Annotated in this window: 14 protein-coding genes; 10 read left to right on the top strand and 4 right to left on the bottom strand. The window is 38.9% G+C overall.

The window, feature by feature from the left end:
* The first annotated feature begins 103 nt into the window (after positions 1-103).
* The 5 genes from cysB (at position 104) to OO7_RS09550 (ending at position 6,026) form a co-directional block, all read left to right on the top strand.
* On the top strand, positions 104-1,078 hold the full coding sequence (cysB, locus tag OO7_RS09570; protein WP_008915749.1) for an HTH-type transcriptional regulator CysB: 975 nt from the start codon (positions 104-106) through the stop codon (positions 1,076-1,078).
* 326 nt (positions 1,079-1,404) lie between these two features.
* Positions 1,405-4,077: an aconitate hydratase AcnA gene (gene acnA, locus OO7_RS09565; RefSeq protein WP_008915748.1), complete on the top strand. Its 2,673-nt coding sequence runs from the start codon at positions 1,405-1,407 to the stop codon at positions 4,075-4,077.
* A 224-nt stretch (positions 4,078-4,301) separates the two neighbouring features.
* Complete coding sequence (locus tag OO7_RS09560; protein WP_008915747.1) at positions 4,302-4,601, top strand: type II toxin-antitoxin system TacA family antitoxin; 300 nt, start codon at positions 4,302-4,304, stop codon at positions 4,599-4,601.
* Between the two features lie 2 nt (positions 4,602-4,603).
* A complete protein-coding gene (locus OO7_RS09555) occupies positions 4,604-5,110 on the top strand; it encodes a GNAT family N-acetyltransferase (RefSeq protein ID WP_419177230.1) in 507 nt (168 codons plus the stop codon).
* Between the two features lie 457 nt (positions 5,111-5,567).
* Entirely contained in the window at positions 5,568-6,026 is a 459-nt protein-coding gene (locus tag OO7_RS09550; protein ID WP_008915745.1) for a hypothetical protein, read from the top strand.
* A gap of 54 nt (positions 6,027-6,080) precedes the next feature.
* On the opposite strand, the gene hemB is transcribed toward OO7_RS09550, so the two are convergent.
* Complete coding sequence (hemB, locus tag OO7_RS09545) at positions 6,081-7,067, bottom strand: porphobilinogen synthase (protein ID WP_008915744.1); 987 nt, start codon at positions 7,065-7,067, stop codon at positions 6,081-6,083.
* A 205-nt stretch (positions 7,068-7,272) separates the two neighbouring features.
* The gene (gene ribA / locus OO7_RS09540; RefSeq protein WP_008915743.1) at positions 7,273-7,869 is read right to left on the bottom strand and encodes a GTP cyclohydrolase II; all 597 of its coding nucleotides are present in this window, start codon (positions 7,867-7,869) and stop codon (positions 7,273-7,275) included.
* 313 nt (positions 7,870-8,182) lie between these two features.
* On the opposite strand from ribA, the gene pgpB reads away from it, so the two are divergent.
* The 5 genes from pgpB to yciH all read left to right on the top strand — a co-directional run bounded on the left by pgpB (position 8,183) and on the right by yciH (position 11,644).
* Positions 8,183-8,920, top strand: a complete 738-nt coding sequence (pgpB, locus tag OO7_RS09535) for a phosphatidylglycerophosphatase B (protein ID WP_008915742.1) — start codon at positions 8,183-8,185, stop codon at positions 8,918-8,920.
* A 123-nt stretch (positions 8,921-9,043) separates the two neighbouring features.
* Positions 9,044-9,364, top strand: coding sequence for a LapA family protein (locus OO7_RS09530; RefSeq protein ID WP_008915741.1), 321 nt, complete (start codon positions 9,044-9,046; stop codon positions 9,362-9,364).
* A 6-nt stretch (positions 9,365-9,370) separates the two neighbouring features.
* The gene (lapB, locus tag OO7_RS09525) at positions 9,371-10,540 is read left to right on the top strand and encodes a lipopolysaccharide assembly protein LapB (protein ID WP_008915740.1); all 1,170 of its coding nucleotides are present in this window, start codon (positions 9,371-9,373) and stop codon (positions 10,538-10,540) included.
* Between the two features lie 43 nt (positions 10,541-10,583).
* A complete protein-coding gene (gene pyrF / locus OO7_RS09520; protein WP_008915739.1) occupies positions 10,584-11,321 on the top strand; it encodes an orotidine-5'-phosphate decarboxylase in 738 nt (245 codons plus the stop codon).
* Entirely contained in the window at positions 11,318-11,644 is a 327-nt protein-coding gene (gene yciH / locus OO7_RS09515; RefSeq protein WP_008915738.1) for a stress response translation initiation inhibitor YciH, read from the top strand. Before pyrF ends, yciH begins: the two co-directional genes overlap by 4 nt.
* Positions 11,645-11,716: 72 nt before the next feature.
* Here the strand turns inward: yciH and osmB are convergent, their stop codons facing one another.
* Together osmB and OO7_RS09505 are read right to left on the bottom strand one after the other, a co-directional pair.
* Positions 11,717-11,935 (bottom strand): osmotically-inducible lipoprotein OsmB, encoded by a 219-nt coding sequence (gene osmB, locus OO7_RS09510; protein WP_008915737.1) that lies wholly within the window; start codon positions 11,933-11,935, stop codon positions 11,717-11,719.
* A 115-nt stretch (positions 11,936-12,050) separates the two neighbouring features.
* Positions 12,051-13,994, bottom strand: a complete 1,944-nt coding sequence (locus OO7_RS09505) for an exoribonuclease II (RefSeq protein ID WP_008915736.1) — start codon at positions 13,992-13,994, stop codon at positions 12,051-12,053.
* Positions 13,995-14,048 lie beyond the last annotated feature (54 nt).

Here is a 14,048-nt window from a genome sequence, read left to right as displayed (position 1 = left end):
GTTATATTGGTTATAACAAACAATGAATATATATTTTTTAGTTATAACTAATAATTTTTTACTATAGCAAATTTTTTGCTGATCTGTAGAGGTGAGCCTAAGTATGAAATTGCAGCAATTACGTTATATTGTTGAAGTGGTTAATCATGACTTAAATGTCTCTTCAACCGCTGAAGGGTTGTTTACCTCACAGCCAGGGATTAGTAAGCAAGTTCGAATGCTTGAGGATGAATTAGGTATTCAAATTTTTGCACGCAGTGGTAAGCACTTGACCCATGTGACCCCAGCAGGTGAGGAAGTCATTCGTATTTCGCGTGAGGTATTATCAAAAATTGAGGCAATACGTTCTGTTGCGGGAGAACACACTTATCCCGATAGAGGGTCACTGAGAATTGCCACGACACATACTCAAGCGCGTTATGCATTGCCGCCAGTAATTAAAGGCTTCATTGAACGTTATCCTCATGTTTCATTACACATGCAACAAGGGTCACCAACGCAAATTGCGGAAGAAGTTTGCAAAGGTAATAGTGATTTTGCAATTGCGACTGAAGCGCTACATCTTTATAGCGATTTGATTATGTTACCTTGCTACCACTGGAATCGTTGTGTAGTGGTACAAAAAGGGCATCCATTAGCTGAAAAGAAAAATGTCACCATTGAAGATATTGCACAATATCAAATAGTGACTTATACCCACGGGTTTACAGGGCGTTCAGAATTAGATGTGGCGTTTCAAAAAGCAAACCTTGAGCCAAAAATTATTTTTACTGCCACAGATGCGGATGTGATTAAAACTTATGTAAGGCTAGGCTTAGGTATTGGGATTATTGCGAGTATGGCGGTAAACCCTGAGCTGGATAGTGACCTTGCTGTTATTGATATGCGTGATAAGTTTAGTTATAGCACAACCAAAATAGGCTTTAAGCGAACGACTTTTTTACGCAGCTATATGTATGATTTTATATGGCGTTTTGCGCCTCATTTAACACGGGATATTGTCGATCGTGCAATTGCACTGCGTGATAATGAGGATATTGAAGCCATGTTTAAAGATATTAATTTACCTATTATTTAATTTATTATCTTCTCAATATCACGTTATCTTCGATACCTTTAAACCCTAGTTGTTATCAGCAGCTAGGGTTTTCATCTCATTATGATCAACTTCATTCTGCAATACTCCGTTAATTCATTTTTAGATTTATTTTTTCCTCTTTAGTTACTGAGATTGACAACTTTTTTCTGTAATTCTGATGATAAGCACATTTACTTTATGGATTTGACACAAAAACCATAAAGTAAATATTTTGATCCTCTATAATTACAATTAATTAACAAATGATATGTGATGTTAAGTGAATAAGGCGATCACATAGTCATTATAAAAACCAAGGAGGAGTTATGTCGTTGAGTCTAAAAACACAAAGTGCAGCGGTACTCACAGTTGGGAGTAAACACTATCATTACTATAGCTTACCAACAGTAATGAACCAACTTGGTGATGCTAAAAAGCTGCCTAAATCTCTTAAAGTTCTTCTTGAAAATTTACTCCGTAATCTTGATGGTAAATCCGTTGTTGATGCTGATTTACAAGCCATTATTGATTGGCAAAAAACAGGCCATGCAGATAGAGAAATTGCCTATCGACCAGCTCGAGTGCTAATGCAAGACTTTACTGGTGTTCCTGCTGTTGTTGATTTAGCAGCAATGCGTGAAGCCGTAAAAGCATTAGGTGGCAATGTAAATCAAGTTAATCCGTTATCACCTGTTGATCTCGTCATTGACCACTCAGTTATGGTTGATGAATTTGCAACCCCACAGGCATTTACAGATAACGTTGCTATCGAAATGCAGCGAAATCATGAACGTTATCTTTTCTTGCGTTGGGGGCAAAAAGCCTTTAACCGGTTTAGAGTTGTCCCACCCGGAACAGGTATTTGCCATCAAGTTAACCTTGAATATTTAGGTAAAGCCATTTGGTATGATGAAATTGATGGGGTACTGTATGCATATCCAGATACTTTGGTTGGTACAGATTCTCATACTACAATGATTAATGGGCTTGGTGTGTTAGGTTGGGGAGTTGGTGGAATTGAAGCTGAGGCTGCGATGTTAGGTCAGCCAGTTTCCATGCTGATCCCTGATGTCGTTGGGTTTAAATTAACAGGAAAACTCCCAGAAGGCATTACGGCTACTGACTTAGTTTTAACAGTGACACAAATGCTGAGAAAACATGGTGTTGTTGGTAAATTTGTTGAATTCTATGGTGATGGTTTGGCAGATTTACCCCTTGCTGATAGGGCAACTATCGCCAATATGTCACCTGAATATGGTGCAACTTGTGGTTTCTTCCCAATTGATGACGTGACATTGAGTTACATGAAATTGACTGGGCGCACTGATGATGAAATTGCATTAGTTAAAGCCTATAGCCAAGAACAGGGCTTATGGCGACATGCGGGTGATGAACCTATTTTTACCAGTACATTAGAACTGGATATGTCTACAGTTGAATCAAGTTTGGCAGGACCTAAACGTCCGCAAGACAGAGTCGAGCTTGGCAAAGTGCCACAAGCGTTTCAAAGTGCCGTTGATCTAGAACTAAATAAGAAAGATAAAAGCGCTCATTCATCCATTAATTATCAAGATAAAACGTTTGAAATAACAGACGGTGCGGTTGTGATTGCCGCGATAACGTCTTGTACCAATACCTCAAACCCAAGTGTTTTGATGGCCGCAGGGCTACTTGCTAAAAAAGCCGTTGAAAAAGGTTTACAACGTCAGCCATGGGTAAAATCTTCATTAGCACCGGGTTCTAAAGTTGTGACGGACTATTTGGCATTAGCTGGATTAACGCCATATCTGGATAAACTGGGTTTTAACTTAGTGGGTTATGGTTGTACAACGTGTATTGGTAACTCAGGTCCTTTACCTGAGCCAATAGAAGAGGCAATAAAACAGACGGATTTAACAGTCGCGGCCGTACTCTCGGGTAACCGCAACTTTGAAGGGCGTATCCATCCATTAGTCAAAACAAACTGGTTGGCTTCTCCACCACTGGTTGTGGCTTATGCGCTTGCTGGCAATATGAACATTAATGTTAAAACGGATGTCATCGGGCAAGATACTGAAGGTAATGATGTTTATTTAAAAGATATTTGGCCAACAAGTGCCGAAATCGCTCAAGCTGTTGAAAAAGTCAAAACGGAGATGTACCACAAAGAATATAGTGCAGTATTTGATGGTGATGAGGCTTGGCGTGCATTACAAGTTGAAAGTTCACCAACATATCACTGGCAGGAAGATTCAACCTATATTCGCCATCCACCATTTTTTAATGGAATGACGGCGCAACCCAGTGTTGTTCAAGATATTCATGGCGCTAATATTCTGGCTATTTTGGGGGATTCTGTCACAACAGACCATATTTCCCCAGCGGGTAATATTAAAGCAGATAGCCCAGCAGGCCGCTATTTACAAGAACATGGTGTTGCGCCAGCAGATTTTAACTCTTATGGTTCTCGTCGTGGTAATCATGAAGTCATGATGCGAGGTACGTTTGCAAACATTCGTATTCGCAATGAAATGGTTCCGGGTATTGAAGGTGGGTATACCAAGCATATTCCGTCAGGACAGCAAATGGCTATATATGATGCCGCAATGCTTTATCAACAAGAAAAACGTCCTTTAGCCATTATTGCTGGTAAAGAATATGGTTCAGGTTCAAGCCGTGACTGGGCTGCAAAAGGCACTAATCTGCTCGGTGTGCGTGTAGTTATCGCTGAATCGTATGAGCGTATTCATCGTTCTAATTTAATTGGTATGGGCGTGATACCATTAGAGTTTTTAGAAGGAACTACGCGAAAAACATTAGGTCTTAAAGGTGATGAACGAATTGATGTGGAATACTTGCAATCACTAGAACCGGGCCAAAAAATAATTGTGAAAATTACCTATAGTGATGGCCATGTTCAAGAAATCGCAACTCGCTGTCGTATTGATACTGCGACAGAGATGGAATATTACCGACATGGTGGTATTTTGCACTATGTTATTCGTCAAATGTTACATTAAGTCTAAATAGCTCAAATCATATTCATATCTTCGCCCATATATTTTAAGTATGTGGGCGTTTTTTTTTGCATAGAAAATAGTTAAATAGAGAGGAAATGCCGAGGTTTCTATCACGGTACATACACAAGCAATATAGCGTATTTCATTTTTGTCCATACAGCGTAAAGACAATGACATTACATTGTTGTATACTTAGCAAGATAATGAATAAATAGGAGGTTATTATGCCGACTCAAAATTGTCTTGAAAAAGAAGCTGTCATTACGCGTTCATCGTTAAACCTGCGGATCAAGCCGGAAGACAAAATTCTGATTGACCGAGCGGCAAATGCTGTGGGTAAAAACCGCACTGAGTTTGTCTTGGAAGCCGCTAGACGAGCTGCAGAAGAGACGCTTGCTGATTTGCGTGTGATAAATGTCAGCCCTGAAGTTTACCAAGAGTTTATGAATAAGCTTGATGCTCCACCTATCAACAATGAAGCATTGAGAAAAACAATGATGTCTAAATCTCCTTGGGAGAAATGACATTGAAACTGACAGCACCTGAGCCACTTAATCCTGACCATCTTCTGGAACAATTCTGCTGTGGTGAAGGATCATTAGATCTGTGGTTAAAAAATCGGGCCATGGGTAATCAAAAAACGGGGGCGTCTCGTACTTTTGTAACAACTTCTAATAACAAGGTTATGGGTTATTATAGCTTGTCTACTGGTATCGTCAGCACCAGCATGGCAGTCGGCAGATTCCGCCGTAATATGCCCACCGATATTCCCGTCATTCTTTTGGGCAGACTCGCTGTAGATACTAGAGCTAAAGGCCTTGGAGTAGGACGAGGATTAATCAAAGATGCTGGGCATCGAGTTATTCAAGCTTCGGGGCTTGTGGGTATCAGGGGAATGATTGTTCATGCGCTTTCTGATGATGCAAAACGATTTTATGAACATTTGGGATTTACAGCCTCTCCACTAGACCCAATGATGTTAATGATCACGCTAGCTGATCTGCAACTCGCTATCAGTATTCATCCAAACTGAGTATGAGCACAGAAAAATCATACTTTTTTGTGTATACGTCATCAATATCTAGAGATCAACATCATTCAATTCTTAATCTATTCTTGCTATTAACGAGAAGCGGTATATTTTATAAATAACAAAGTGTTATTAGTACATATTAAAAACGACCTGTTACGCCATTGATTATTTATTAATATTGTTTTTTCGCAATATTTTAAGATTTATTTCAAGCTATGATGTTAACTGACGAGTAGGTTCATAAAGAAGATGAGCAGGGAAGAGCAAGGAAAATAAATTCATTTTTTTTATGAAAATATGACTTAATAATTTTGTCACCGGAACGAGGTGTGTTTAACTTTGGTAAAGCAAGAAATAGATTGTTGAATTGTAAGCATGTGAGTAAAAGTAGCCTGACTGGTAATGGTTTATATCAGATGAAGGTCAATGAAATCGATTAATGTGAAGGAATAAACACATGGCAGATATTAATGCGACTGATTTTTACAAAGGTGCACTTTGGGCAGCAGATATTCTATTGAGTACTTCCTCAAGTAATCGTTATCAAGAAGAAGTGAGAGATATTTTGGAACATATTCCAAATTTATACTCCGTTGTTATGCAAACACCTGAAACAGAAGTTTTCGATTTAAGACTATTTGTCGATAAAGAGTTCCCGTTAGGAAGAAATGCAGCTTATACCGCGTTTAAAATAGTTGCTCTTGATTCTGGTGGCGATATTCTTCCATTACCTAAATTGTCTGCAGATCCTGATGAAATGTATGAACCAACAACTGATGTTGATTCGTGGGGAGTCGCCGCAACAACGTTAGATGGAAAAGATCTGGTACTCATCATGGGCATTATTGAGCCTAGAGTTGCTGCTGATTATGCGCAGAGATTTGCCGAGCAACTCGCAGTACAACAAAAAGCATAATATAAAAATGCCCGCTGATATTTCACTATCGCGGGCATATTTATTTTTAATTCATTATCTTAGTGACAAAATTTTGTCTTCGGCAAGTTGTAAGGCGAAATAAGTAAAAATCAAATCAGCCCCAGCACGTTTAATCGAACCTAATGTTTCCAGAACAACACGCGTCTCATCAATAGCACCTGCCATTGCAGCAAATTTTATTTGTGCATATTCGCCACTGACTTGATAAGCACCGATAGGTAATTCTGTGCGCTCACGTAAATCACGAATAATATCAAGGTAGGCACCAGCAGGTTTTACCATTAATGCATCTGCGCCTTCTTGCGCATCGATCAATGATTCATGAATAGCTTCACGGCGATTCATGGGATTCATTTGATATGTTTTACGGTCACCTTTTAAACATGAACCAGCTGCATCTCTAAATGGGCCATATAATGCAGATGCAAACTTGGTTGAGTAGGACATGATTGCTGTATCTGTAAAACCAGCAGCATCAAGAGCTTGTCGAATAGCCATAACTTGACCATCCATTGCAGCAGAAGGCGCAATGAAATCAGCACCAGCACTGGCAGCAGCAACAGCTTGTTGCCCTAAATTATAAATAGTTGCGTCATTATCAACATGCTCACCATGCATAACACCGCAATGGCCATGCGAGGTGTATTCACAAAAACAGGTATCTGACATCACTATCATTTCAGGAACGGTATCTTTACAGATACGCGACATACGCGAGACCAGTCCATTTTCATTCCAAGCATCACTACCTGTTTCATCAAGATGATGGGAAATACCAAAAGTCATAACAGACTTAATACCTGCATTGGCAATACGTTCAATTTCATAAGCTAAACGTTTTTCCGGAATACGCACGACTCCAGGCATACTTTCAATTTGCTTATAGTCATCAGCTTCTTCTTCAACAAAAATGGGCAAGCATAGATCATTAATTGAAAGATGGGTTTCTTGGAATAAATCACGTAATTTTTCAGTTTTACGCAATCTTCTCATACGTTGAATAGAATGCAGGTTATCCACAATATCTCCTTGTTATCAGATAAATAACTCCATATTTAAGATTGGGTTATTTATCAAGATAGTTATATTGCTTCGTAGTATAAACCTTAATAAATGAAAGTGAATAATATTAGGGCACTATTGGCTAAAAACTATAATGTCTAATAAAACCAAGAAAGAGTATTTATTGTGCGCTTTCTTGGTTTAAGGGATGGGGAATAATTCTTTATTGGTGTTTAAATAGCATGTGTCCCATTTTTTGAGCTTTAACATCTAAATAATGCTCATTATTAGGATTACGTCCAACAATAAGAGGAACACGTTCGACCACGTTAATGCCTGCTTCACGCATAATATCTATCTTTTTAGGATTGTTAGTCAGTAAACGGACTTCATTAATACCCAATAATTTGTACATATCAGAGCACAATGTAAAATCGCGTTCATCTGCCTTGAAGCCTAATTTAATATTCGCTTCTACTGTATCAAGACCTTGATCTTGCAGCGCATAGGCTTTTATTTTATTTAATAGCCCAATATTACGACCTTCTTGGCGATGATAAAGCAGTACACCACGACCTGCTTTACTAATCTGCGAGAGGGCAGCTTCGAGTTGGAAGCCACAATCACAGCGTAGACTAAATAATGCATCACCTGTTAAGCACTCAGAATGAATTCTACTAAGTACAGGCTCTGCGCCTGATATATCGCCAAAAACAAGTGCTACGTGATCATGCCCCGTTGCAATTTCTTCAAAACCAACCATTAAGAATTCGCCAAAAGGAGTTGGTAATTTAGCTTCAGCTACGCGTTTTAACTGCATATTCTCTTTCATTAGTTGAAATAACTCTTGCTAATTAATTTAAATTAATTGAATAACCTATATGGGGCATTCATTGATGGTTTGGGCAAAGTAGCTATCATTTTATTCTGACCTCATATTCTAGAATTTGCGATTGAATAGAATTCAATTAGACAGTTAGGACTTCTTACTCATAATATGAAGTTTGGTATATTCATAAAAACGTAGATACATATTTGTGCACTGCCATCTATACTTTACTATATCAGAGTTAATCTCCTATGAACGTAATTTTATTATACCTTGATACAATAATGAATATGGATAGCATCAAATGAATAAAACCATTTATTCCATAGTGATACCCGCTATTTTGCTGGTATTACCACCATTCATTCTTCTCTTAACTGGCTGTCACTGGGAACCATCACACAATATTGAATCAGCTAAGTGGCTATATTGGATAACGCAAACTGCGGGTTTACCTTATAGCTTGATAACTTCGCTCATATTACTGCTTATCACATTATTTGTTTTTCGTAAAAGAACTAAACAAATAATGATATGGGGTCTTATTATAATCTGTGGTGATGTGCTTTTAGGGCAGGGGATAAAAATTTTAATTAAAAATAGTGTACAAGAACCTCGACCTTATGTGGTTTGGCTTGAAAAAAATCAAGGGATTTCAAATGATCACTTTTATGATTTGCCAAGAAATGAGCGTGCTATTTTAATTAAGAATACCCTTGAGCAAAACCCACAAATACCAATATGGCAACGAGAACATTGGCAAGCTGAAACGGGTTACTCTTTTCCTTCTGGACATGTGCTGTTTTCAGCATGTTGGGCATTATTGCTAATCAGCTTATTTTGGCAAAATAGCCACTATTTGCTGGCTATTATTGTTGCACTTTGGGCCGAAAGTGTAGCGATTAGTCGAATATGGTTAGGAATGCATTGGGCATCAGATGTGATCGTTTCTGTTATAATAAGTATGATTTTAGCCATTATGACGTGTTTTTTGTTGAAAAGGGTTAGCTTCTTAAATGTAAATAATGTTTCTAAGGAATAAACTCGACTATTTTATGTTTAAGAATATAGCGCCAACTAATAAATTACTTTGTCTGAATGCACTGGAAATGCTACCTTATCAGGTAGATATTTGTTTTCATAAGAACTGATAACGGGAAAGAATGTGAAATATTTTCTGATTTTATTATTGGCTATCGTTATTTTTATCATCTCTATTACATTAGGCTCAAGTAATGATCAGGTGATTACATTTAACTATCTGATTGCTCAAGGTGATTTTTCAGTTTCTTCGCTATTAGCTTCTTTATTTGGTGCGGGTTTTATCTTAGGTTGGTTGATCGCAGGCCTATTTTATTTAAAAGCACTTGTCAGCTTAAAAAATGCTCGCCGCAAAATTAGACGCTTAGAGTCACAACTTGCAACTGATGATAAAACGTCTATTTCTGAATCGACAGATTTGGCGATGTCAAAGAGCAAGGATTAATGTTGTATGTTTGAGTTGCTGTTTCTATTGCTACCCGTTGCTGCTGCATATGGCTGGTACATGGGGCGTAGAAGCGCCCAGCAAGATAAGCAGCAACATGCCAATAGACTGTCACGCGATTATGTGACGGGTGTTAACTTCCTTTTATCCAATCAACAAGATAAAGCAGTTGACCTCTTTCTTGATATGTTGAAAGAGGACAGCTCTGCATTCGAAGCGCATTTGACATTAGGCAATCTGTTTCGTTCACGTGGCGAAGTTGAACGCGCTATTCGCATTCACCAATCGCTGGTGGAAAGTGCTTCTCTCTCATTTGAACAACGTTTATTAGCGACTCAGCAACTCGGTCGGGATTACATGGCAGCTGGCGTTTATGATCGCGCGGAAAACATGTTTCAGCAATTAACGGATGAAGTTGATTTTAGACAAAGCGCATTACAATCATTATTAACCATTTTTCAACTGACCAGTGATTGGACAAAAGCCATAGAGACAGCCAATAAACTGGTTAAATTAGGTAATGATGAACTACGTGAAAATATTGCACATTTTTATTGTGAATTAGCTCTACAACATCTTGGAAGTGATGACCTTAACGGTGCGCTCAATTTACTGAATAAAGCTGAGCAAGCGGATAAAAGTTGCGCGCGTGTCTCTATCATGAAAGGGCGAATTTTTATTGAGCAAGGTCATTATGACAAAGCAATTAATGTCCTTAAACAAGTTTATGAACAAGACCGAGAATTAGTTGCTGAAACATTACCTTTACTATTTGAATGCTATCAAAATATTGGTGATATTGATTCGTGGGAACATTATTTACGTCAATGTGTCGCTGGGAATTCAGGTGCTATTGCCGAGCTTTATCTTGCTGATATTATTGTCGAGAAGAAAAATAGAGAAGCAGCAGCAAGTTATATTAATGATCAAATTCAACGCCATCCAACCATGCGGCTGTTTTACCGCTTAATGGAATATCATTTGCAAGATGCTGAAGAAGGTCGAGCAAAAGATAGCTTAATTTTATTACGCAAAATGGTTGGCGAGCAGATCAGGACAAAACCTGATTATCGCTGTCATAAATGTGGTTTTACATCGCATTCTTTATATTGGCATTGTCCGTCTTGTCGTTCATGGGATACCATCAAACCAATTAGAGGGCTTGATGGGCAATAAAAGCATCACCTTTTAGCAAACTCGATTTTAAGGTTATTACTAAATGATTTCATCAACTGAGAACCGCATTCTCTCATCAACTCACTCACCTGTTATTGTTGCTCTTGATTATGATGATGCTGATGCTGCATTAGCATTTGTCGACCTGATTGATCCAAAAGATTGCCGTTTAAAAGTCGGAAAAGAGATGTTTACTTTTAATGGTCCTCAATTTGTCCGGTCATTACATGAGCGCGGTTTTGATGTTTTCCTTGATTTGAAATTTCACGATATTCCTAACACGGTGGCAAGAGCGGTAACTGCGGCAGCTGAAATGGGTGTTTGGATGGTGAATGTGCATGCGAGTGGCGGCGCAAGAATGATGGAAGCTGCGCAAAAAGCACTTGAGACATTTGGCAAAGATGCGCCATTACTGACAGCGGTAACTGTTTTAACGAGTATGGAACAGTCTGATCTTATGGGTGTTGGTATTAATGCAACACCAGCTGAACATGCAGAGCGCCTAGCTTTACTTACAAAAGAGTGTGGGTTAGATGGCGTTGTCTGTTCTGCTCATGAAGCCCAGCGCTTAAAATTATTATGCGGGGATGATTTTAAACTGGTGACGCCGGGGATCAGGCCTGTAGGCAGTGAAGTTGGTGATCAACGCCGAATTATGACACCACAAGAAGCATTAAAAGTCGGTGTTGACTATATGGTTATTGGTCGTCCAATAACACGAAGTGATGATCCAGCTTTAGCATTGCAGAAAATTAATGAGTCTATCAAGGAAAGTGCATGAAAGATTCAAATAGTCGTTTAGTTTACAGTACTGATATAGGCCGTATTGAAGAAGATAAACCTAAAGTTCAACGGCCAAAAGGCGATGGCATTGTTAGGATCCGTCGAGAGACAGCCGGCCGTAAAGGTAAGGGCGTTTGTGTCGTAACTGGGCTTGACCTTGAAGATGAAGCATTAACTAAACTTGCTGCTGAACTTAAGAAAAAGTGTGGCTGTGGTGGTTCAGTTAAGGATGGCGATATTGAAATTCAAGGTGATAAGCGCGATGTGATCAAACAGCTACTTGAAGCTAAAGGTTATCAAGTTAAATTAGCTGGTGGCTAGAACTGAACGAAAATTTACAAATGAAATAGGGGGATTGGCTATTTCCCCCTATTATTTGTATCAATCATAATCTTATTTCTTTACCTGATTGCCGATAATCCCGCCAACTGCTGCGCCACCAACTGTACCTAAAGCATCACCACCAGTCAGTACCGCTCCTCCAACAGCACCTACACCAGCGCCAATAGCTGTATTTTTATCTCGGTTTGACATATTTGAGCATGCGCTAATGCTCGTGAGGAGAGTTGCGGCTAGGGCAAAAGATAAAATACGTCGACTTGTTGTATTCATTTTCAATGACTCCAAGTGATAAGAACTTTATCAAAATAGATGAACATCAAGTTATAAATAAAAAATGTGTCATTGAAGCGTATTCAATGACACATTAATTATAGCTAAAAATTAATTATTCGGCAGGACGGACAATAATATTACGTGTTTCCATCTTAACTTCAGCAATATTTGTATTGATAATATCGTTCAGTTTATAAGCTGGTTCACCTTTAATTAATACACTGCCAGTTTCTTGGCTGCATTGAATTTCATCACGAACACTATGCATGAATGGTGCTGGCATAAATGCCACTGCGCCATTAGCTGTTAAACGAACGCGAACACCGCCACGTGTAATATCAATAATTTCTGCGGCAAAAACAGTTTTTGTACCTTCATAAGCTTTTAAGAATCGCGCATACAACCAATCACTGACATCACGTTCTGCCATACGGTTTGCACGGCGACGCTCTGCTAATTTAATGGATAATTCTTCGCTAGGCTTATTGGTAGACAGCGTCCCTGAAACAATGGATTTCAAAAGGCGGTGGTTAACAATATCTGTATATTTCCGGATCGGGGAAGTCCAAGTCGCATAAATATCAAAACCTAAACCAAAGTGTGGGCCTGGCTCACTTCTTACTTCTGCAAAGGTTTGGAAACGACGAATACGGCTGTCTAAGAATTGTGTTGGTTGCGCATCTAATTGGCGACGTAACTCACGAAAACCTTTAAGCGTTAACAGCGATTCAGAATCTGTTTCAATACCGTTATCTTTTAAAGTTTGTACAACTTGGTCAATTTGTAATGGTTCAAACCCTAAATGGACGTTAAAGACACCAAAACCTAATTTATTTTTTAACTCAGTTGCGGCACAAAGGTTTGCCGTGATCATTGCTTCTTCAACAATGCGGTTAGCTGTGCGGCGATTTTCTACAATAATATCAAGAACATTTCCCTGATCATCTAAAAGGAAACGGTAATCTGGGCGATCTTTAAAGACTAACGCATTTTGTTGACGCCATTGATGGCGTTTATCTGCCATCTCTTTTAACAGGATAATTTGTTGTTCATCTAAATCATTCGTTGGCTTCCAATCACCAGATTGTTCTAGCCAATCAGAAACTTCATCATAAACTAATTTAGTTTTTGACTCGACCCAAGCACTGAAGAATTGAATATCATCAGAAATGGTACCATCATCAAGGATAACAGCAGAACAAACCAGAGCAGGGCGTCGTTCATTAGGACGTAAAGAGCAGAGATTATCTGACAGTTCACGCGGCAGCATAGGGATATTAAAACCCGGTAAATAGTTGGTGAATGAGCGAGCTAAAGCCAATGTGTCTAATTGACTATTTTCTTTTATATAGCCTGTAGGATCTGCGATAGCGATATACAGCTTTAATTCGCCATTTTCATTCTTTTCAATATAAAGCGCATCATCCATATCTTCAGTGCTAGCGCTATCAATGGTGACAAAATGAAGATGGGTAATATCAATGCGTTCTATTCCTTCATCATCAAGGTGGCACTCTTCCATTTGTGGTTCTGCGAGATCTAATTGGTGACGGCGTAACGTTACCCACCACGGCGCGAAATGGTCATTACCATCAGTGATAAACTCAGTGATTTCTGCATAGAAAATTTTATCACCTTTTAGCGGATGGTAACGCATTTGGGCAATAACCCAGTCATTTTGCTCAAATTGGTGAGTAATTTCTTTGATTGGACGGCAAGAAATTGCATCTCTTAAAAGAGGATGATCAGGAATAACAAATAAGCGATTGTCGTTATCTTTCTTTTGAATACGCCCCACAAAACGGCTAAGGAATGGTTCTACAAGTTCTTCAGGCTCTGCAAATTCACGATCTTTTTCTGTATGGATTGCCGCAATAATACGGTCACCATGCATCACTTTTTTCATCTGCGGAGGCGGAATAAAGTAGCTTTTTTGACCATCTACTTCGAGAAAACCGAAACCTTTTTCGGTGCTTTTTACCAGACCTTCAACACGAGGTGTTTGGGCGTGTAACTTTTGTTTAAGTTGCGCGAGCAATGGATTGTCTTGAAACATACTTACCGTTTTTATGGAGGTTGAGTTTGGCTCCCATTGTTACGTAAGACAAAG

It is taken from the genome of Providencia sneebia DSM 19967, from assembly GCF_000314895.2.
Lineage (GTDB): Bacteria > Pseudomonadota > Gammaproteobacteria > Enterobacterales > Enterobacteriaceae > Providencia > Providencia sneebia.
This window is presented reverse-complemented; position numbering and strand designations above follow the sequence as displayed.